At 64.2% G+C, this 21,848-nt stretch carries 15 protein-coding genes, 1 tRNA gene and 1 pseudogene; 13 read left to right on the top strand and 4 right to left on the bottom strand.

Features of this window, described 5'->3' with window-relative positions; all coding sequences use genetic code 11:
* Positions 1–323 precede the first annotated feature (323 nt).
* The 8 genes from MHX66_RS09540 (at position 324) to MHX66_RS09505 (ending at position 8,990) form a co-directional block, all read left to right on the top strand.
* Complete coding sequence (locus MHX66_RS09540) at positions 324–1,316, top strand: metallophosphoesterase (RefSeq protein ID WP_370646299.1); 993 nt, start codon at positions 324–326, stop codon at positions 1,314–1,316.
* Between the two features lie 163 nt (positions 1,317–1,479).
* Positions 1,480–1,556, top strand: a tRNA-Pro gene (locus MHX66_RS09535).
* 446 nt (positions 1,557–2,002) lie between these two features.
* Positions 2,003–5,245, top strand: a complete 3,243-nt coding sequence (locus MHX66_RS09530) for a DUF4040 family protein (protein ID WP_239202555.1) — start codon at positions 2,003–2,005, stop codon at positions 5,243–5,245.
* Positions 5,242–5,778, top strand: coding sequence for a cation:proton antiporter subunit C (locus MHX66_RS09525; protein ID WP_239202553.1), 537 nt, complete (start codon positions 5,242–5,244; stop codon positions 5,776–5,778). Before MHX66_RS09530 ends, MHX66_RS09525 begins: the two co-directional genes overlap by 4 nt.
* Positions 5,778–7,448, top strand: a complete 1,671-nt coding sequence (locus tag MHX66_RS09520) for a monovalent cation/H+ antiporter subunit D family protein (RefSeq protein ID WP_239202551.1) — start codon at positions 5,778–5,780, stop codon at positions 7,446–7,448. The genes MHX66_RS09525 and MHX66_RS09520 overlap by 1 nt, the downstream gene beginning before the upstream one ends.
* A gap of 3 nt (positions 7,449–7,451) precedes the next feature.
* Positions 7,452–8,309, top strand: coding sequence for a Na+/H+ antiporter subunit E (locus tag MHX66_RS09515; RefSeq protein ID WP_239202549.1), 858 nt, complete (start codon positions 7,452–7,454; stop codon positions 8,307–8,309).
* Positions 8,310–8,588, top strand: coding sequence for a monovalent cation/H+ antiporter complex subunit F (locus tag MHX66_RS09510; protein WP_239202547.1), 279 nt, complete (start codon positions 8,310–8,312; stop codon positions 8,586–8,588).
* Positions 8,589–8,990 (top strand): Na+/H+ antiporter subunit G, encoded by a 402-nt coding sequence (locus MHX66_RS09505; protein WP_071057576.1) that lies wholly within the window; start codon positions 8,589–8,591, stop codon positions 8,988–8,990.
* Between the two features lie 103 nt (positions 8,991–9,093).
* On the opposite strand, the gene MHX66_RS09500 is transcribed toward MHX66_RS09505, so the two are convergent.
* A complete protein-coding gene (locus tag MHX66_RS09500) occupies positions 9,094–9,519 on the bottom strand; it encodes an organic hydroperoxide resistance protein (protein ID WP_239202545.1) in 426 nt (141 codons plus the stop codon).
* A gap of 95 nt (positions 9,520–9,614) precedes the next feature.
* Positions 9,615–11,246 (bottom strand): catalase, encoded by a 1,632-nt coding sequence (locus tag MHX66_RS09495; RefSeq protein WP_239202543.1) that lies wholly within the window; start codon positions 11,244–11,246, stop codon positions 9,615–9,617.
* An 81-nt stretch (positions 11,247–11,327) separates the two neighbouring features.
* Between MHX66_RS09495 and MHX66_RS09490 the strand changes: the two genes are divergently transcribed.
* Positions 11,328–11,948: an RNA polymerase sigma factor gene (locus MHX66_RS09490; RefSeq protein ID WP_034984504.1), complete on the top strand. Its 621-nt coding sequence runs from the start codon at positions 11,328–11,330 to the stop codon at positions 11,946–11,948.
* A gap of 67 nt (positions 11,949–12,015) precedes the next feature.
* Positions 12,016–13,290, top strand: coding sequence for a ferrochelatase (locus tag MHX66_RS09485; protein WP_239202542.1), 1,275 nt, complete (start codon positions 12,016–12,018; stop codon positions 13,288–13,290).
* 27 nt (positions 13,291–13,317) lie between these two features.
* Here MHX66_RS09485 and MHX66_RS09480 read toward each other — a convergent pair whose 3' ends face one another.
* Together MHX66_RS09480 and MHX66_RS09475 are read right to left on the bottom strand one after the other, a co-directional pair.
* The gene (locus MHX66_RS09480) at positions 13,318–14,376 is read right to left on the bottom strand and encodes an aspartate-semialdehyde dehydrogenase (protein WP_239202540.1); all 1,059 of its coding nucleotides are present in this window, start codon (positions 14,374–14,376) and stop codon (positions 13,318–13,320) included.
* A gap of 38 nt (positions 14,377–14,414) precedes the next feature.
* Positions 14,415–15,680: an aspartate kinase gene (locus MHX66_RS09475; protein WP_239202528.1), complete on the bottom strand. Its 1,266-nt coding sequence runs from the start codon at positions 15,678–15,680 to the stop codon at positions 14,415–14,417.
* A gap of 227 nt (positions 15,681–15,907) precedes the next feature.
* Here MHX66_RS09475 and MHX66_RS09470 point away from each other — a divergent pair.
* From MHX66_RS09470 to MHX66_RS09460, 3 genes and pseudogenes are all read left to right on the top strand, one after another.
* Positions 15,908–16,747, top strand: a pseudogene (locus MHX66_RS09470) (DMT family transporter); the annotation flags it as partial.
* 447 nt (positions 16,748–17,194) lie between these two features.
* Positions 17,195–19,036 (top strand): 2-isopropylmalate synthase, encoded by a 1,842-nt coding sequence (gene leuA, locus MHX66_RS09465; RefSeq protein WP_239202527.1) that lies wholly within the window; start codon positions 17,195–17,197, stop codon positions 19,034–19,036.
* A 105-nt stretch (positions 19,037–19,141) separates the two neighbouring features.
* Positions 19,142–21,232: a DNA polymerase III subunit epsilon gene (locus MHX66_RS09460; protein ID WP_239202526.1), complete on the top strand. Its 2,091-nt coding sequence runs from the start codon at positions 19,142–19,144 to the stop codon at positions 21,230–21,232.
* The last annotated feature ends 616 nt before the right edge of the window (positions 21,233–21,848 follow it).

Here is a 21,848-nt window from a genome sequence, read left to right as displayed (position 1 = left end):
GAAAACGCCACAACGCAGCAGTCATCTGCCTGGCACGACGCCGATGCAATGTCATCTACGCGATGCTGAAAAACAAGGAGTTCTTCCGCGAAATCCCGCCACGCCCCGTCGCCGCATAAAGACCAAAGACGAAGCCGACCAGCACACGCTGGCCGGCTCCTAGGCACGCCTAAGAAACTACTCCCAAGACTGTTCTCGTCAACATCGGCCTGACGCTTGACAAAAACATAGGGACACCCCCCCACTTGGCGCCCCCGCTGTGCGCCACTCGCCGCGCGCGGCGGGTATGTCCCACCCACGGGCGAAGCGATACCCTGGGGAACGTGAAGAACAATCGTCGGAACTCCCCAGCCCAACCCCGCAAACGTCTGCTCACCCCCGCCAACGTGCTGAAAAGCGCGCTCGGAATTGGGGCGGTCGGCGCGGCGGTCGCTGCGGCGTCATATAAAGAAACCTTAAAGTTCCAGCTACACGAGGTAACAGTGCCGCTGCTTGAGCCCGGCACGCTACCCGACGATTGGGATAGCTTTCGGCTGCTGCACGTCAGCGACCTGCACATGCTAGACAAGCAGAAGCAGAAGCAGGAATGGGTCGCCGCGCTGGACCGCCTGGACCCGGACCTGGTGGTCAACACAGGCGATAACCTCGGCGAGGAAGACGGCGTGCCGGGAGTACTCCGCGCGCTCGGGCCGCTGCTGGAACGCCCCGGAGTGTTCGTGTTCGGCAGCAACGACTACTTCGCGCCGCGCCCAGTGAACCCCTTCATCTACCTGCTGGGCAAGAAACGCAAGCCCTCCCAGGTGCAGCTGCCATGGAAGGGGCTGCGCGCGGCCTTCATCGAGCGCGGCTGGCACGACGCCTCGAACGCCACCGTCGAGTTCGCCATCGACCCCGCCGCGACTGGTTCGCTGACCAGCCCAGAGAAGATCAAGCTGGCTATCGCGGGCGTGGATGACCCTCACCACGATCTGGACGATTACTCGCGGATCGCAGGGCGCCCTAATAGTGACGCCGACCTGACCATCGGGCTGAGCCACTCCCCCGAACCGCGCGTTCTGGACCGCTTCGCCGCCGATGGATACCAACTGGTGCTGAGCGGTCACACGCACGGCGGGCAGCTGTGCCTGCCGGGTGGGGGCGCCATCGTGACGAACTGCGGCATTGACAGGAGCCGGGCGCGCGGGCTTTCCCGTTGGACCGAACGTATGTGGTTGCACGTGACCAACGGGCTGGGCAGCTCTAAGTACGTTCCTTTCCGTATTTTCTGCCGTCCGTCGGCGACGTTGATCCACATTGTGGAGAAGTCGGCGGAGTAGCTGGGTAGTCCTGACTGGTTCCCGCGAGGGCTACGGGATTGCTGGGGCACCAAAAGGCCCGATACGCTGCCATTTTGAAAAATGCCCCCTGTGCGGGCTATAGTAATTCGAGTTGCAGCCGCTGGCTTTGCACAGTTCGCAAAACTAACGTGCCGCTCCAGACCGGGATATGGCGCAGCTTGGTAGCGCACCTCGTTCGGGACGAGGGGGTCGCAGGTTCAAATCCTGTTATCCCGACCATTAGAACCCGCTGGCACCGAAACGGTGCTGGCGGGCTTCGTCGTTGTCGGGAACCTGGGAACCCCGGCGGGCCGCAGCCAGCACCCCACCCAGCGCTCAACCCAGCAAATCCCCTGCACATGCGGGCGCCAGGCCTGGCGCCCTGAACAGCCCTAAGTGGCGCCTGATAAACTGTGACCGTCGTATAACTATTCCGATCACGTCGCGTCGTGATGGACCGGAATTATTTTGCCGGCACCCCAGTGGATCACTTGAATAACTTTGACACCTTCAGGCCTCATTGGGCCCGCGATCTAGTTCGGCTCAGCACGACCTTCTGATGTCGGAGCTCAGCACGGCTCCGCGAGGTCGTCGCTTTGCGACGGCACCGTGATGTCGTACGTGGTTATTCAGTGAATATTCAAGGTGATCGAACAACTATAGAAACATTGGGGTGTTGAACCAACGTGGCTCTCCTTGCCATCCCCGTCACCGTCGCGGTGGCGCTCATCCTCGTTCCCTTGCTGGTCAAAACGCTTGATCGAAACGCTGGCTGGCCGTTAGGTCTGACCTTCCTGGGACTCGCAGGATATGTGATCAAGCACGCCGACCCGATACTTAACGGAGAGACAGCCACCTGGTCCGTCACCTGGATCAAAGGCTTCCTCACCGGCGCGAGCGGTGGAGCGGGTGCAGCCGGTGCAGGAGGCACAGCAGGCGCAGCCAGCGAAGGCAGCCTAGACCTGGCCCTGAAGATGGATTCCCTGGGGCTGTTCTTCACCCTCCTGGCGCTGCTCATCGGCGCGGTCGTTTTCATCTACTCCGCCGCTTACCTGCACAAGGGCGACAAGATCATGAGCTTCTACGTGCTCATGACCTCTTTCATGCTGGCAGTCCTTCTGCTGGTTCTGGCGGACGACGTTGCTCTGCTGTTCATCGGCTGGGAGCTGGTATCCCTGGCGTCGTTCTTCCTCATCGCCCGCTCGGGCTCCGGCGGCGAGGCCGGTTCCATCCGCACCCTCTTGCTGACCTTCATCGGTGGCCTGTTCCTGCTGGCGGCCCTGGCCATTGGCGTGATCACCACGGGCACCACCAACCTTTCGGCCATGCTGCACTCCCCCGCCTGGGAGGGCCAGGACGTGCGCCTGGCCATCGTCGCGGTTCTTATCGCCTTGGCCGCGTTCTCGAAGGCCGCGCAGATCCCCTTCCACTTCTGGCTGCCGGAGGCTATGGCCGCGGACACCCCGGTTTCCGCCTTCCTGCACGCCGCCGCTGTGGTCAAGGCTGGCGTGTACCTGTTGCTGCGCTTCTCCGGCCTGTTCGAGGGTGTGATGGCCTGGCACGTCCTGCTGATCGTCATTGGCATGACCACCGCCATCATGGGCGCCGTGTTCGCCATCCAGAAGACGGATCTGAAGAAGCTTACGGCCTACTCCACGGTCTCCCAGCTGGGCTGGATCGTCGCCACCATTGGTGTGGGCACTCCTTTTGCCATCAGTGCCGCGCTGGTTCACACGGCCGCCCACGCGCTGTTCAAGTCCTCGCTGTTCATGATCGCCGGCGTAGTTGACCACCAGGCCGGGTCGCGAGACATTCGTCGTCTCGGCCCGCTGTGGCGCCAGATGCCCTTTACTTTTGTGTCCGCTGTGATCGCGGCGGCGTCAATGGCTGCGATTCCACCGACCTTCGGCTTTGTATCGAAGGAAGGCATGCTCACCGCCTTCGAAGAAGCACCGTTTAGCAACGCCGGCGTAGTTACCCTGCTGGTAGCAGCGGGTATCGGCGCGCTAGCCACTTTCGTGTACTCCGCCCGTTATGTCTTCGGCGCATTCATCGACGGCCCGAAGGATGTCTCGCACGTCAAGGAGGCCCCGGCGAACCTGTGGATTCCCGCGGTGCTGCCGGGCGTGCTTTCCCTGCCGGGGGTCGCGTTCCTGGGCCTCTTCGACGAGACTCTCGACCAGGTCGTCGATGCCACGGGTCTGGGCCACGCTCACACACACTTGGCGCTCTGGCACGGCCTGACGGTAGCGCTCTGGATCTCTCTCGCGGTGCTGGTCGCGGGCGTCATTGTTGTTATTTATCGACGCCCCCTGCTCCAGCCGCTCGAGGGCAAGCGTCTCGGGGTGGCAACGGGCGCGGAGATGATCTCCGCATTCATCGAACGCTCGACCAAGGTGGGCCGCGCGTTTGGCCGCCTGGCGAACTCTGTGAACCCCAACCGGCACGTGGTGTGGATCTTCGCCTCGCTGATTGTGCTGGCGGGCTTCTCCCTGCTGGGGCCGGGTCGCCTGGAGGGGCTGGCGGATCTGCCGCCGCGTGTCGAGGGGATCGACAGCATCGTGGACCTCGTTGGCCTGGTGATTATCGGCTTGAGTGTGCTCGTGATGATTGGTACTCGCTCGCGCCTGGCTTCCGTGGTGCTGGTCGGTGTGGTCGGCGTGGGCGTTTCCTGGGTCATGCTGACACTAGGCGCACCGGACGTGGCCACCACCCAGTTGTTGGTCGAGTTCTGCGTGGTCGTCATCATGATGCTGGTGATCCGCCACCAGCCGCGCCTGTACCTGCGCGAAGGCGCAAACCGTACCCGCTTCGCCACAGTTCTGGCGGTGCTGGTCGGTGTGATTACCTTCCTGGGCGTGTGGCTGCTTATCGGCCGTCACGAGAAGCCCGCGATCGCGCAATGGTACTTGGAGAACACCCCGGAGATCTCCGGCGGCAACAACGTGGTCGCGGTCATCCTGGTGGAGTTCCGTGCCTTCGATACCTTGGGCGAGCTGACGGTGCTGGGCATGGCGGGCATCGTCATCGCCGCGCTGATCAAGTCCATCCCCCGCTCCCCGGTTCCGGGCTACGGTCCGGGTTCCACCGCGGAGCTGTTCCGCGCCCCGGGTTCCACCCGCTTCCCGGATGTGCACAAGGTTCCGGAGCTGGCGCCGTTCTACTCCAAGTACCTGCGCTCCACGCACCTGAACTCCATTAACTCGCGGATGACGATGTACCCGCTGATCCCGATTCTGGCGCTGCTGTCCGCCGCCACGTTCTGGCGCGGCCACCAGTCCCCCGGCGGCGGCTTCGTCGCCGCCCTGATCGCGGCCTGCGGCATCTTCATGTACTACCTGGCGCAGGCTCGGGCCAAGAAGATGTTCACCGACCAGGTGGCCTACACCTTCGTCGGCGCGGGCATAGCGATGGCGCTGATCACCGGCCTGATCGGCTACTTCAAGGATGGCTTCCTATCCCCAATCCACGCCGAGATTTTGGGCCAGCACGTGTCCACCTCGCTGATCTTCGACGGCGGCGTGTACCTGGCAGTGCTCGGCCTGATCGTCATCGTCATCAACCAGATGGGCGGCCGCGAGCGTCCGGGTACTGACCCGGCAACGCTGAAGTCTAAGTTCCGCGCCCAGACTGCCACTCAGAAGATGGGCTTGAACTCCAAGGGCAAGCGCCCCACTCCCATTGAGGGCAAGGCGGATCCCGCCAAGAAGCCATCGCCTGTGGCTGTGACTGTCGGCGGCAGCAACATCCCGCTCAACCCCTCCCAGGTCTCCGCTGCTGCGAAGGCTGCGGAGGAGGCCCATCGGGCCGAGCGCGAGGCGGCCCGCGCGCCGGTGAAGAACCTCAAGGATGGATCTGAGGCCAAGGCTGTGGAGCCTGATGGCCTCACAAAGAAAGAACAGGACGAGAAGAAGGGAGAGAACCAGTGATCATCGCAGCTATCATCGCCATCCTGATGGGCGGCGGCGTGTACCTGGTGATGCAGCGCGGAATGCTGCGCATCATCATGGGCATCACGCTGATGAGCCACGCGGTTAACCTCCTGATCCTCGCTGCGGGCATCGGCGCGTGGCGCATGGATCCGCTGATGGATCGCGCGACCCCCGAGCAGGCAGCCGACCCGCTACCCCAGGCGTTCGTGCTGACGGCAATCGTGATCTCCATGGCCTCCACCGCCGTGATGCTGGCCATGGCCGCGCTCGGCCGCGACGACGACACGTTCGGCAGCGACGACGTAGAGACCGCCTCCCGCCGCCTGCGCACCCTGCAGACGATGGGCTGGAAGAACTACGAGGAAGCCAAGGCCCACGGCGGAGTGGTCAAAGAGCACGAAGATAAGAAGCTCGGTGCGAACGACTACACGGAGGTCCACTCCACCGCCGATGAGGACGGCCCAGACGAAGCCGCGGCCAGCACCACCGGCAAGGAACGTAAGGACGAACAGAAGGGAGCGCAGAAGTAATGACCGAAGGTTCCCTCCTCAGTCTGTTTATCGCCATCCCGTTGCTGGCTGCGGCCGCTGCCGCGATGGCTCCGTGGATGAGCCTCCGCCGCGCGCTGGGCCTGCTGGTGCCGGCATTCGGCATCGTCGGCGGCGTCTGGGTCCTGGTGAAGGTCAACGAGCCGAACACGGTGCTGGTCGATAACGTCGGCGGGTTCGTCGGCGGTATCTCCATCCCGCTGGCCGCCGACAATCTGGCGGGCATTATGATCCTGACGACCTCCGTTGTCGCCCTGATCTCCAACTGGTTCGCCGACGTCGTCGGCGAGACGCGCACCCGCTTCTACCCCGCCCTCACGCTCATGTTGATCGGCGGCGTATGGGGTGCGCTGCTGACCGCGGACTTGTTCAACCTGTTCGTGTTCATCGAGGTCATGCTGATGCCCTCCTTCGGCCTGCTGGCGATGACCGGCACGTGGGCTCGCCTGGCGGCGGGCAGGATGTTCATCATCGTGAACCTGGTGACCTCCCTAGTGCTGCTGAGTGGCGTGGTACTGGTCTACGCCGTGGTGGGCACCACCAACCTCGCCGCCCTGGCGGGGGCAGCCGGACCCCGCGGCACCGAGTTTGCCGAAGGAGTCTTCGGCAACCAGTGGCAGCTAGTGATCCCGCTGGGCGTGGTTCTGCTGGCGCTGGCCGTGAAGGCGGGCGTGGCGCCGGTCCACACCTGGCTGCCCCGCGCCTACCCTTCCACCTCCCCGGCCGTGATGGCGCTGTTCTCCGGCCTGCACACCAAGGTCGGCATCTACGCGATTTTCCGCGTGTACCTGACCATCTTCGAGGGCGACCCCACCTGGTCCTGGGCCATCCTGGTGATCGTGGTGCTGGGCATGCTGATCGGTGGTTTCGCCGGCCTGGGCGAAACCACGATGCGCAGCGTGATCGCCTACCAGATGGTCAACGGCATCCCGTTCATCCTGATCAGCCTCGCATTCCTCAGCCACGATGCGCGCCTGATGATCAGCGCCGGGCTGTTCTACATGCTGCACCACATGATCGTCGCCGGGGCCCTCATTATGGCCTCCGGTGCGATCGAGGAGACCTACGGTTCCGGCCGCGTGCGCAAGCTCTCCGGTCTCATGCGCCGCGACCGCTTCGTCGCAGTCGTCTTCGCAGCTGGTGCGCTGGCAATCGTCGGCCTGCCGCCGTTCTCCGGCCTGTGGGGCAAGCTGGCTCTAGTCTTCGGCGTGGCCCAGGACGGCACGTGGAAAACCTGGCTGGTCATCGGCGCAATCATCGTCTCCTCCATCGGCGCCTTGGTTTCCATGATCTACGTGTGGCGCGAGGTGTTCTGGGGGCGCCAGATGAACGCCAACGAGGCCGACCCGGAGCTGCGCGTACCGCGCCGTTACGTGTGGCCGTCGGCAGTCATGATGCTGATCTCCGTGGGCATGTTCATCGGCGCCGGGCCGATCTTCCAGCAGGTCAACAAGGCCGCCGATAATCTGACCGACACGACCGCTTATGTCGAGGCAGTCCTCGGCGATCCGGATGAAGCCGTCGGCGCGGTCCTGCCGCCCGGGCCGAGCGGATTGGATAACGTCGACACCGAAGCCAATGCCGCCGCCAGCGCCAAAGCCAACGTAAAGACCGACAAGGAGCAGCAGGCTCAGGACGGGAAGGGCCACTAAGCCATGGCAAAGTTCAATATTGTCCAAGCAGTGAAGTCCACCGGCCACGCGCTGAAGTACGCCGCCTGGCTGACCGGGCAGATCATCAAGGAGTCGGTCGTCATGGCGACCGATACCCTCGGCACCGGCCGCAACATCGCGCCGGTGGTGATCTACTACCCGCTGCGCGTGACCAGCGAGCGGGACATCGCAGCCCTCATCGCCTCGATCACCATGACCCCCGGAACGCTCTCCCTAGGCGTAACCGGCCCGAAGGAGGTCGACTACGACGCAGCCGCCGGCGAGCGCAGCACTAAGGATGCCTTCGCTGTGGCCCGCTCGGAGTTCAACACCCACGGCCTGGACCACGTCCAGCGCTTCCTCGCGGTACACGCCATGTACGGCGCGGACCCGGAAGAATTGCTGGCCAGCCTGGCGGACATGGAGGAGCACCTCGCCCCGTCGGTGAAGGATAAGCCGCTGCACTTCGATGTGCAGTACCTGGTGGAGAAGGGCCGCCCAGGCCCACGTGGCTTCCGCGGTTCGCGCGGTGGCCGCGCATCCGACGAGACGGTCTTCGACGTGGAGAAGGTGGATTCCACTCCGCACGCCGCCGCGTTCGTCGCCGCGATCCTGCAGTCCGACGAGGAGGAGAAGAACCCCTCCGACGTGCGCGACATGGATCGCAAGGAGCGCTACGAGATCGCCCGCCGAAACGCCGAGCGCGCCAAAGCCCGGATCTCCAATGCAACCCCCGATATTGATACTTTCCGCGGGGACAACCTGGGGGCGTCCAAACCCGACCAGGAAGGCCGCACCAAACCGGGAGAGACCTTGTACGACCCGTTGTATCCGAAGAACAACCCGAAGGAAGGCAAGTAGATGGAGCCCAGGGACCTACTAAATATCCTGGTGGGCATCGCCGCCGCCATTGTTGTTGTCGCGCTGTTTACGGTGCTGTGGCGCGCTGTTTCTACGCATAATGACGCCCGCCGCGCCGTCCTTTCCGACATGGTGTTTATGGCGATGGCAGGCCTGTTTTTGTGTTATTCGATCTTCCACCACACGGCGATCACCTATGAGGTCGCACTGTTCGCCGGCCTGTTCGGCGCGCTGTCGACGATCGCTTATGCCCGCATCATTTCTCGAGGGAGGCGCTAAATGTCCACAACTGTCCTCGCCGCCGCCGGCGAAATGGTCGAGTTCAGCGAGCCGGGTTGGCTCGGCGCGATTACCGCGGGTGTGCTCGCCATTCTCGGTGCGATCTTCATCTTTGTTTCTGCCCGCGCGATGTACCTTGCTCCGGACGCCCTCAGTCAGGTCAACATGGTCGGTCCAGCTGTCGGCGTGGGGCTTCCCCTGCTGATCAGCGCCAACTTGGTTTACTCCTGGTCGACGGAAGGGTTTGTGCTGGGCGAGTTGATCCGCGCGATCGTCGCCATCACTGCGCTGCTGGTGATCGGCGCCGTCGGTTCATACGTGATGGGCCGCGCGCTGCATGCGACGCACTGGGACCACACCGTGCCGCTGTCCGGTGGTCAGCGGGCGAAGGAGCCCAAGTAGCGCCTGCGGGCGCAACTTCAAGACCAGTAGCGCCAATAGAAAACGAGTCCGCCCCCACTTCCTTGGTGGGGGCGGACTCGTTTTTGCTTTTGCGGGGGCGGAACTAGCCGACGACGGCGACAGCCTCAACGTCGATCTCGCCGCGCATTGCCTTGGAATACGGGCAGAATGCGTGAGCATCCGCGACCAGCTCGTCGGCCTTGGCCTGATCCACGCCGAAGACGGTGGCGGTGATCTTCGCGGACAGGCGGAAGCCCTCCGGAACCTTGTTCAGGGTGGTCTCGACGGCGACCTCCGGGGACTGGCTCATGTCCACGCCAGCCTCCTTGATGGTCTTCTGCAGGGCGCCGTTGAAGCAGGCGGCCCAACCTGCGGAGACCAACTGCTCCGGGTTCGTGCCCTCGCCGGAGCCACCCAGCGCCTTCGGCGGGCGAACATCCAGGTCGATCTGGCGGTCATCGGTAGCGACGTGGCCATCGCGGCCGCCGCCAGTGGAAAGTGCCTTTGCTGTGTACAGTGCCTCGCTCATGAGTAAACCAGTCCTTTCGACAAAACTGTCTGTTTGGTTCTTTGTGGCGCCCAGCCTACGTGAACCGGCGAGCGCCGCGCTGCGGCCAGTGGCGGCTACTTGCCGGTGAAGATTTCCTTCACCCGGTCGCGCAGGTTCTCGTCGACCTTGCCCCAGTAGGTCCAGCACTGCTCAGCCACCTGGTCAGACACACCGTCCATCGCGCCTGCGATGTTGTTTGCCAGGCGCTCCCGGGCGGCGTCATCCAAAACCTCGCGTACCAGCTGGCCCGCCTGGATGAAGTCGTCGTCCTCCGGGTGGCGGACGTAAGCCCCGCGGGTCAAGTCAGTGCCATGCAGGTCGTCGAACAGGCCCAGCTCCTCCGCTGCAGTCACTGCGGATTCCTGGCCGCGACCGAAGCCGTACTGGGATTCACCTGCCGCCACGCCCTGCTCGACAGCACCGGAACCGTCATTGACGTCGTTTGCGCCCTCGCCGCGCTCGAAGCGGTTCGGGGAGTACACCGGAGTGCCGGCCGGCGGAAACTCCTGGTTACCCGCTCCATCCTTGGCCGTGTAGTAGTTCTTCTCTGCCACGACGGAACGGTTGGAAGGCAGCTGGTGGAAGTTCACTCCCAGGCGGTAACGCTGCGTATCGGCGTAGGCGAAAGCGCGAGCCAGCAGCATCTTGTCCGGGGACAGCCCAATGCCTGGCACCAGGTTCGACGGTGCGAAGGCGGCCTGTTCGATCTGAGCGAAGAAGTTCTGCGGGTTCTCGTTCAGCGTGAAGTGGCCGACCGGAATCAGCGGGTAATCCTTCTGCGACCAGGTCTTCGTCAGGTCAAACGGGTTCCAGCGGTAATCCTCCGCCTCGGCGACAGGCATGATCTGCACCTTCACATCCCACGTCGGGTAATCGCCGCGTTCGATGGCGTCATAAAGATCCTGACGGGAGGAATCGAAGTTGCCCGAAGCAATGACCTTAGCGGCCTCGTCGTCGGTGTAGAAGTCCCAGCCCTGGCGGGTCTTGAAGTGGTACTTCACCCAGAAGCGCTCGCCGGCGGCGTTGATCCACTGGTAGGTGTGGGAGCCGAAGCCGTCCATGTGGCGGAAATCCGTCGGGATGCCGCGGTCGCCCATCAGGTAGGTCACCTGGTGTGCGGTCTCCGGGGAGCGGGTCCAGAAATCCCACTGCATGTCCGCAGAGCGCAGGCCGGAATCCGCCAGGCGCTTCTGGGAACGGATGAAATCCGGGAATTTAATGCCGTCGCGCAGGAAGAACACCGGAGTGTTGTTGCCCACGATGTCGTAGTTGCCCTGCTGGGTGTAAAACTTCAGCGAGAATCCGCGCACGTCGCGCACCGCATCGGGGAAGCCCTGCTCGCCCGCGACGGTGGAGAAGCGGGCCAGCATCGGGGTCACGCGCCCCGGCTGGAACAGGTCCGCCTTGGTGTACTTGGAGACATCCTCGGTGATGGTCAGCTCGCCGAAGGCACCGGAGCCCTTAGCGTGCACGTTGCGCTCCGGGATGCGTTCGCGGTTGAAGTGCGCGTGCTTTTCCACCAGGTGTACGTCGGAAAGCAACAGCGGACCCTGCTCGCCCACGGTCGCGGAGTGCTCCTCGGTGCTGACCGGGGAACCATTCACGTTCGTCGAAGCCCCGGAGTAGGGGCACACGCCGCGGGAGGCGACGTCCTTGGCCGTGGTGATTGGGTCGTTATTGGTGCGGTCATTATTCGTAGCAGTCATGGGTACCTCCAGATACCTAATAGCTTTGGCTATGCATTCCACCTTGCCAGAACTTCCGCCCCCGCGTGTTAGGCTTTGTCCATGACCAGCCAGGCAACCAGCAGTCAGGCGCACGATGCCGCTGTGACCGACCTCGCCCTGCGCGCCGCCAGCGGCGACCGCCAGGCGTTGACCGAGTTCATTTCCGCCACGCACGACGACGTGTGGCGCCTGCTGGCTCACCTGGCCGATACCGACCGTGCGGACGACCTCACCCAGGAGACCTACCTGCGTGTTTTGAGCGCCCTGCCGCGCTTCGCCGCCCGCTCCACGGCCCGCACCTGGATCCTCTCCCTCGCCCGCCGCGTGTGGGTCGATAGCGTACGCCACGATATGGCCCGCCCCCGCAGTTCCGCCACGGAGATTGAGGACGCCACCAGCGCCACCCCCGCCGCCGAAACCACTGGCGGGCAGAGCTGGGCGGAATGGGTGGACACTCGCGCCCTCATCGACCAGCTGGAGGAGGAACGCCGCGAGGCTCTGATCCTCACGCAGGTCCTGGGCTACACCTACGCCGAGGCCGCGAAGATCGCGAACGTCCGCGTGGGCACGATCCGTTCCCGCGTTGCCCGCGCCCGCGCCGACTTGGTTGAGATGGCTGGCGAGGGACAAGGTGGCGTCACAAAGAAAGAAAAGAACAAGCGCCGCTTCGGGGTGGCCTAACCCGGGTGCAGCCACGTGCGACGGCGCGTTTAAGGAACAACAGGGCCGACGGGCTAGGCTGGTTCACATGAGCACGAGCCCCAGCAACCCGTCCATCGCCGCCGACTCCGCCCTGCTACTGCTATCTTTCGGCGGCCCGGAGAAGGCCGAGGACGTGGTCCCCTTCCTGGAAAACGTCACGCGCGGCCGCGGCATCCCCCGCAAGCGTTTGGAGAAAGTGGGCGAGCACTACTTTGCGCTCGGCGGCCGCTCCCCCATCAATGACCAGAACAAGCAGCTGATTCGCAACATCGAGGCTGAGCTCGCCCGGCGCGACATCGACCTGCCCGTATACTTCGGCAACCGCAACTGGGAGCCCTACGTAGAGGACACGCTGCAGCAGATGTCCCGCGACGGCATCCGCCATGTGTACGTCTTCGCCACCAGCGCGTGGGGCGGTTACTCGGGTTGCTCGCAGTATCAGGAGGATCTGCGCCGCGCCATCGCTGCCTGCGAGGAGGCCGGCCTGGAGGCCCCGAAGGTGGAACGTCTGCCGCAGTTCCACCGCCACCCGACGTTCATCGCAGAGTTCGCCCAGGCCGTGGATACAGCTCGCGAGCAGCTGCGTGCAGAGCACGGAGAAGAGGTGGCCGCGCAGGCCGACCTGGTGTTCACCGCGCACTCGGTGCCGACGGTGGCGGACAAGGCAGCGGGCCCGCACAAGTTCGGCGGGAATCTGTACTCCCAGCAGGTGCTGGATGCCTCGCGATTGATCCAGCAGGCCAGCAGCTTCGCTAATACCCCTGGTAGCGGTGCGGATTACGGCTGGACTGGCCAGCTGGCCCGCCACGAGAACGTCGGCGGCCGCGGGGATGGCCCCGCGCACACGGGTGAGACTGTGGGGGTCGACGTGGGTGCCGGCACCGACCTGGACGTCGAGCTGGTGTGGCAGTCGCGCTCTGGTTCGCCGCATGTGCCGTGGCTGGAGCCGGACGTGTGCGATCACATCGAGGCGCGCGCGGAGGCTGGCAACAAGCGCGCGATTGTGCTGTGCCCGGTTGGCTTCATCACCGACCACATGGAGGTCAAGTGGGATCTGGATACTGAGGCCCGCGATTCCGCCGCGGAGGCGGGCATCCCCTTCGTGCGCGTTGCCACCCCGGGTTTGACCGCCGGTTTCGCAGGGATGGTGGTTGATCTTGTTGTTGGTAGTGACGCCTCCAGCGCCAACCTCTCCGAAGATCAGCAGGCCGCGCGGGATCTGGCGGCGAAGGTTACCGGCGAGCTGGCGACAGTTCCGGACTTCGGCCGCACGTTCAATGGCGCGCCGTGTGCGCCGGGGTGCTGCGGTAGCGAGGCCTAGCGGCGGGGCGCGAAGGCCGGCGCGACGCTAGACCAGCAGCTCCGCGATCTGGATGGTGTTCAGAGCGGCACCCTTGCGCAGGTTATCGCCGGCGACGACCAGCACCAGGCCGCGGTTTCCGTCGACGGTCTGATCCTGGCGGATGCGGCCGACCAGGCTTTCGTCGATGCCCGTGGCGGCCAGTGGGGTGGGCACGTCCACGACCTTCACGCCCGGGGTCTCGGCCAGCAGCTTGCGGGCGGTGTCCGGGGTGATTTCGCGGTCGAATTCCGCGTGGATGGTCATGGTGTGGCCCGTGAAGACAGGTACGCGCACGCAGGTGCCGGCCACGCGCAGCTCGGGGATGCCCAGGATCTTGCGGGATTCGTTGCGCAGCTTCTGCTCTTCGTCGGTCTCCTCGGAGCCGTCGTCCACCAGGTTGCCGGCCAGCGGCAGGGCGTTGAAGGCGATGGGCTCCACGTAGGGGCCCAGGTCTTCAGCCTTGAGGGCGGAGCCGTCGTGCACCAGCTTGCGCAGGCTCTCTTCGTCGATGGTGTTCTCCGCGCCGCCCAGGTTGTCCAGCACCTGGCGCACCAGCGCGTCCACGCCGGCCAGTCCAGAGCCGGAAACTGCCTGGTAGGAGCTGACGTGCATCTGCTTCAGGCCCGCCGCCTTGTGCAGCGCGCCCACGACCGGCATGGCGGCCATGGTGGTGCAGTTCGGGTTGGCGATAATGCCCTTGGGTGGATTCTTGACGTCCTGCGGGTTCACCTCGGAGACGACCAGCGGGACTTCCGGGTCCTTTCGGAAAGCCGAGGAGTTATCCACGACGATCGCGCCGGCTTCGGCGAAGCGCGGGGAGTGCTCGCGGGAAGTCCCGCCGCCTGCGGAGAACAGAGCGATGTCGATGCCGCGTAGGTCCTCGGTGGCGGTGGCGGCGACGTCCTCGATGACGATCTGCTCGCCGCGGAATTCCAGCTTCTTACCCGCGGAGCGGGAGGAGGCGAAGAATCGTACCTTGTCCGCCGGGAAGTTCCGCTCGACGAGGATGTCGCGCATGACGCGACCGACTTGGCCGGTGGCTCCGACGACAGCGATGGTGGTCATTCGGGGATCTACCTCTTCTATCTGCTTAAGCTGCTATTTTAGCGTCCCGTCCCAGCGTACACGGTGGCTTCCGTCTCGCCGCCCAGCTGGAAGCGGTCGTGGATGGCGCGCACGGCCTTGTCCAGGTCGGTGTCGCGGATCAACACGGAGATGCGGATCTCGGAGGTGCTGATCAGTTCGATGTTTACGCCCGCGTCGCGCAGCGCCTCGCAGAAGTCAGCGGTCACGCCAGGATGGGACTTCATTCCAGCGCCGACCAGGGAGACCTTGCCCACGTGGTCGTCGAAGATAAGGTCCTGCCAGTCGTTCTGCTCCTTGATGCCCTTCAGCAGCTGCATCGCGCGGGTGGCGTCCGTCCGCGGGCAGGTGAAGGTGATGTCGGTGCGGTTGTTGTCGATCTTGCTGATGTTCTGCACGACCATGTCGATGTTGATCTCGGCGTCGGCAACGGCGCGGAAGACCTTCGCTGCCTCCCCGGGAGAGTCCGGGATGCCGAGGACGGCGATCTTGGCTTCGGAGCGGTCGTGTGCCACGCCGGTGAGTACTGCTTCTTCCATGGGAATATCCTCCATTGATCCAGAGACGAGGGTGCCGATGTCGGTGCTATACGAGGAGCGGACGCGCAGGGGCACGTCGAATGCGCGGGCGTATTCCACGCTGCGCAGCATCAGCACCTTCGCGCCGACGGCTGCCATCTCCAGCATTTCTTCGAAAGAGATTGTGTCGAGCTTCTGGGCGTCCGGCACAATGCGCGGGTCGGCGGTGTACACGCCGTCGACGTCGGAGTAGATCTCGCACACGTCGGCCTCGAGCGCCGCCGCCAGGGCGACTGCGGTGGCGTCCGAGCCGCCGCGTCCGAGGGTGGTCACATCGCGCGTTTCGCGGTTCACGCCTTGGAAGCCTGCGACGAGGCAAATCTTTCCAACGTCCAGGGCTTCCCGCACGCGGCCGGGGGTGACGTCCACGATGCGTGCGTTGCCGTGTCGCTCGGTGGTCAGCACACCCGCCTGCGAGCCAGTGAAGGATTGTGCCTCGGCACCGAAGGAGGCGATGGCCATGGCCACCAGCGCGTTGGAAATACGCTCACCGGCGGTTAGCAGCATGTCCATCTCGCGTGCGGGCGGCACGGGATTGACCTGCTCGGCGAGTTCCAGCAGGTCATCGGTGGTGTCTCCCATTGCGGAGCAGACGACGACCACGTCGTTACCCTGCTTTTTGGTTTCCACGATTCGCTCGGCTACGCGCCGGATCCTCTCCGCGCTTTCCAGCGAGGAGCCGCCGTATTTCTGAACGATGAGCGCCACTGGTTGTTGCCACCTTCCGGGTCTAGTCTTAATCAAACTTTAGACTACTTTGTCTGTTTCCCTGGGGCTAGGGTTCGAGTAACTCTTTTTCTTTCTGACGCCAACCTGCCCGCGCGCCACATGCGTCACATGCGTAACACGCGCGTCGCGGACTAATGTCCGACCCAGCCTCCGGCGTCCGATAAGGTACCCAGGGTACACAGTCGACAAAGAGGTGAGGGGCCACGATGCTCGAAAACAACGCGCTCGCAGTTGTTTTCGCACTTGGCTCCGCAATCACCATCGCCTGGGGGACGGTGGTGCGCCACCGCATCGCCGTCGCCTCCGGCGAGAATCGCAGCGGCGCCATCTGGGATGCCATCAAGCAGCCCATGTGGTGGGTCGGCGTGGCCAGCGCCCTGTTCGGATACCTCCTGCAGATCGTGGCACTGGCATTCGGAACGCTGCTGGTGGTGCAGCCGATCCTCGTGCTCTCCCTAATGTTCACACTGCCCCTGTCGGCGAAATACGACGGGCGACGAATATCGGCGTCCGAAACAGCATGGGCAGGGCTTTTGACGGTGGCAGTGACCATCCTCGTTGTGCGCGGTAAACCCGCCGCCGGCCACCGCGAGCCAGACCTGGCCGTGTGGCTGGTCTGCCTCAGTATCGGCGCGGTGATCTTGCTGGCGTTCTTTGTATATGCGCTGGAGCAGGCGGCCGCGCTGCGCGCGCTGGTACTGGGATCGATCACCGGCGCGATCATGGGTTATGTCGCCGTACTTTCGAAAGCCGTGGTGGACATTTTCCGCGACTCCGGCACAGTTACACTGCTGACTTCCTGGGAGCTGTGGACCCTGATCGCCTTCGCAGCCATCGGCACGGCGGTGCAGCAGGCCTCGTTTAACGCCGGCCCACTGAAGAACTCCCTGCCGGCAATGACGGTGGTGGAGCCACTGGTGGCGTTCGTGCTGGGCTACATCGTGCTGGGCGAGAAGTTCCAGATCGAGGGCTGGGAGTACGCCTACATGGCGGCCGCCATTGCGGTCATGACGGTCTCGACAGTGATCCTCAGCCGCAAGTCGATCGACGAGGACGAAGGCGCCGCGGAGGGCGCCGGTTCAACCACAGGCACGGACACTCCCGCAGGTTCCCCCTCGGAGCCGGGCGCCAACACGAACCCGGGAACGGGCGCTGGAACTGCAGAGGCGGAGACGGCGGCGTCATAAAGAAAGAACCATAAAAAACCGCATCAAACACCCCACATTGAGGGACAGATTTTCCACAATGTGGGATTTGGGGCGGTTTTTATCTGTTTTGGAAGCTCTTCCTGTGACACACCTAATACTCGGGCTATAGTGGTGATCATGACTACGCCAGCGCGCAACCTGCTTCTGCGACGCGGCGGGGCTCAAAGGTTCTAAGAGATTTGGGTTTACAGCTCAACGACCGACCGGCACCCCGTCGCGGACTTTGGCGTTGCCGGTCGGGAGTAACAACCAAGAACAAACAATTCTTCTCAGGAGCCCCCACCCATGTCTAACGACACTTTCATCTCCGCACCCGCCCGCATCAACACCCCGAACGGTGACATCCCCGAAGGCCAGCCCGCCTGGAACAAGCAGCGCAACTCCACCATGCCGCACGCGCGCTACCAGCCGTTCTTCGAAGAGGTAGAGGAAATCACCCTGCCGGACCGCACCTGGCCGGACAAGGTCATCGACCGCGCGCCGCAGTGGTGCGCCGTGGATCTGCGCGACGGCAACCAGGCGCTGATCGACCCGATGAGCCCCGAGCGCAAGCGCCGCATGTTCGAACTGCTGGTCGACATGGGCTACAAGGAGATCGAGGTCGGCTTCCCGTCCGCCTCCCAGACCGACTTCAACTTCGTCCGCGAGATCATCGAGAAGAACATGATCCCCGACGACGTCACCATCCAGGTGCTGGTCCAGGCGCGCGAGCACCTGATCCGCCGCACCTTCGAGGCTTGCGAGGGCGCGAAGAACGTCATCGTTCACTTCTACAACTCCACCTCGAAGCTGCAGCGCAAGGTCGTGTTCCGCAAGGACAAGGAGGCCATCAAGAAGCTGGCCACCGACGCAGCCGAGCTGATCAAGACCATCGCCAAGGACTACCCGGACACGAACTGGCGCTGGGAGTACTCCCCCGAGTCCTACACCGGCACCGAGGTCGCCTACGCCAAGGAAGTCTGCGACGCAGTCGTCGAGGTTATGGACCCGACGCCGGAGAATCCGATCATCCTGAACCTGCCCTCCACCGTCGAGATGATCACCCCGAACGTGTACGCGGACTCCATCGAGTGGATGCACCGCAACCTGAACCGCCGCGACTCCATCATCCTGTCGCTGCACCCGCACAACGACCGCGGCACCGGCGTGGCCGCCGCCGAGCTGGGCTACATGGCCGGCGCCGACCGCATCGAAGGCTGCCTGTTCGGCAACGGCGAGCGCACCGGCAACGTCTGCCTGGTCACCCTGGGGCTGAACATGCTGACCCAGGGCGTGGACCCGCAGATCGACTTCTCCGACATCGACCAGATCCGCCGCACCGTTGAGTACTGCAACCAGCTGCGCGTGCCGGAGCGCCACCCCTACGGCGGCGACCTGGTGTTCACCGCGTTCTCCGGATCCCACCAGGATGCGATTAACAAGGGCCTGGATGCCATCGCGGAGAAGATCGACCCGGACGCCACCGCCGAGGAAGTCACCCAAGAGGCGATGGTCGAGAAGACGTGGGAGGTCCCCTACCTGCCGATCGACCCGAAGGACGTTGGCCGTTCCTACGAGGCCGTGATCCGCGTGAACTCCCAGTCCGGCAAGGGCGGCGTGGCCTACATCATGAAGACCGACCACAACCTGCAGCTGCCGCGCCCGATGCAGGTGGAGTTCTCCTCCGTGGTGCAGGCCGTCACCGATGCCGAGGGCGGCGAGGTGAACCCGAAGGCCATGTGGGACATCTTCTCCGGCGAGTACCTGGACCGCGTCGCCCCTATCGAGACCATCTCCCTGACCGTCGACGGCGGCCAGAACGAAGGCGAAGAGGCCAAGGTCACCGGCCAGATCGAGTTCAACGGCGAGGGCAAGACTGTTCAGGGCCGCGGCAACGGTCCGATCAATGCGTACTGCAACGCGCTGGAAGAGCTGGGCTACGACGTGGAGGTGCAGGAGTACAGCCAGCACGCCCGCACCTCGGGCGATGACGCTGAGGCTGCCGCCTACGTCCTGGCCGAGATCAACGGCGCCAAGTTCTGGGGCGTGGGCATCGCCAGCTCCATTACTTACGCTTCGCTGAAGGCTATTACCTCTGCAGTGAACCGTTCGCAGGATGCCGCCGCTGGGGTTTCCCAGGGAGTCTAGGGTCCGGCTGGCGGACGGTGGCTTGCGCTGCGCTCGCTTGCGGCTTGCGGCTTGGCCGCAGGCTGGGCGCAAGTGCCGAAACCCCCGCTGGGTAGTATGTAGTCCATGAACGAGAACGATCACTCGGCCGCCCCCGGCCCCGAGCACACCGGCGCGCGCCGTCCCAGGCGCCCGCGCCGCAGGGTGACGCGCCCTGCAGGTTCTCTCGCTGTTTCTTTTTCTGACGGTACTGCTTCGGACGGTAGCTCTTCGGACGCCCACTCCTCCGCCCGGAACCACTCCCCCGCAGGTACCGAGCGATATTCTGAGCAGGTGGCCGATGGGCAATCCGACTCGGCAGCAACCCCCGAGTTCCGAGCTGCCGCGGATTCCCGCGGTGGCGCGGATTCCCGCGGTGGCGCGGGTAGCGCAGGTAACGCAGGTAGGACAGGCAGCGCAGGTAACGCAGGCAGGGGCGCCGGCGCACACTCCCGCTCTTCCGGCGGGAGCTCCAGCGAGGACAACGACCACTCGAGCCCCCGCGAGGCGCTCGAGTCCGCCCTGCATGACCTCCCCTCCAAGGAGGAAGCCCCATTCGCAGCCGTAAGCATCTCCACCTCCGGCATTCACCCGAAAACCTCCCGACTGGTGGCGCTCTCCGTGGTGTTCTTCGGCCCTGGCGCGGAAACCCCCGCCGACGTTGAAAACCCCGACGAACTGCCGACCATCAAGATCGGCCAAGAAATCGGCGCGCTGACTCGCCACCTCAACCCCGGCGAAGACGCCGGCCCCTGGCACCTCCACGGCTACCAGGTCAACGAGCTCTCCCAGGCGCTGGGCTTTAACTCCAGCGCGCAGCTGATCCACCAGGCCCTGGACGGGCGCACGCTCATCATGCATGAGTCCGATTACGTGTGGGGCTTCATCACCCACGAGTTCAAACTGTCGCAGCGCTCCGCGAACCGCGGCCGTCGCAGCCGCGGCCGCGGTCGCGGGGGTCGGCGCCAGCCAACCCCCGCACCGGTCTCCATCATCGACACGCTCGCCACCGCACGCCGCCAGGCGATCGATTCCACTGACCCCCGCCTACGCGCCATCGTCGCCAGCTACAACCGCGCCGTCGACGCTGCCAATTCCACTGCAGCCCCCAGCGCAAGCTCCGCCATCAATACGGCCTCCACCGCTGACGTTTCTACCAGCGCAAACGCTCCCGGAAACTCCGGCCGATCCGCCGTGCTGGCCCCTGCGGCGGCGCTGCCAGAGGTTGGAGCGGTGGCGTCACTAAGCAAGAAAGACATCGACCCCGACGAGCTCCTCGAGGCGAACGCGCGCCTCACCGCCGCCCTCGCCCTCGCGCAGCAGCGCAACGGCGAGCTGACCGTGCTGGACCCTGAGGACCTCGCGGCCGATCAATTTGGGCTGCGCCGAAGTAGCCTTCGTATTGACGCCGCCAACTCTCCCCGCCCCTACGTAAACCCCGGGGCGTGGAAGCGCGGGGAGCCGCTGGTTGAGGGTATGGAATTTGTGGTCAGTCCAGATGTGTCGATCGACCCGGACGTGCTGATCGGCCAGGGGGTTGCTGCGGGGCTGGCTTATAGCGAGAAGCTGAATCGCCGCAGCTCGCTGGTAGTGTGCAATGAAAACTACGAGCTGCGGGGCAAGGCGATGCACGCCGACCGGAAGAACATTCCCCTGATCCGGGACGAAGACTTCCTGGCTCTGCTGGATAACGTGCAGCCCGGCGAGAGGGAAGACGTTCCGGCGAAGCCTGGTGCGGACGCCCGCCCGCGGACCAGCGGGCTCGCCGGCCCGCGCGGCGGTTCCGGTTCCGGTGGGTCCAACTCCAACGGGCCCGGCGGGTCCAACTCCGGCGGCTCCGGCGGCTCGGGTTCTAGTAGCTCAGGGGCCGGAGGCTCAGGCAACTCCAGTTCCGGCGCCAACAAATCCAATCAGTTCAGCAACTCCAGTTCTGGCGGTTCTGATTCCGGCAAGTCCAACCAGTCTGACAGCTCCGGCAACTCCCAAGGCCATAACCAGGGCAAAAGCCGAGGAAGCCACAGCTCAGGAGGCCAGAAGGGGAAGATCCCCGGGCCTAGCAACAAACGAAATCGTCGCAGGCGTCGGCGCCGCAAGGGCTCCGGCGCATCCGGCGGATCGAGTGGTTCCGGCAAATCGGGTGGCTCCGGCAGGGCGGGCGAGTCTGACGGCAGCGGCTGAAAGACTAGCGGTGGCAGCAAAAGCCACGGCCGGGGTGGCGGCAAGAACAGCGGCCAAGGCGGCGGCAAGCGTGGCAAGAACAGCAGCGGTGGCCGTGAAAGCGATTCCCACTAGCCCCATTGAGATCACTAGCTCCACCAACACCACATCGGAACCTCCCCGCTGGCTTGCAAAGTTACGGATGTCCCAAATCTTCCACTTTCAGCAGGTAGCAAGCGTGAAGCAAAAATATGCACCCGCTCTGACCTGCGCAAATAGAAAGCTATAAAAACAGAGTGGAAGATTTGGGACATTGCACCCCTTGAGTGTCGGAAATGTTGCAAAACTCGTCGCGCCCGTCAGGCTGATTTGAAACCACCCGCCCCCGCGGGCGCCGATAAAACCGCTCAGACGGGCTTAGAATCAATCCGCCCATCGGACCCCACCCTGCCCTGAGCAGCGCCGTACAGCAGGCCTTAAAGACGCGAATGTCCCAAATCTTCGAGTTATCGAAAGTAGCGGAAGTGAAGCAGAAAATAGCGACGCGCTGACCTGCGCAAACAGAATAGATATGTTTTAAGAGCTGGAATTTGGGACAACACCCGGCGCGCCACCCCTCCGATTTGCCATCCCCGGC

It is taken from the genome of Corynebacterium sp. ACRPH (genome assembly GCF_022347285.1).
Classification (GTDB): Bacteria; Actinomycetota; Actinomycetes; order Mycobacteriales; family Mycobacteriaceae; genus Corynebacterium.
This window is presented reverse-complemented; position numbering and strand designations above follow the sequence as displayed.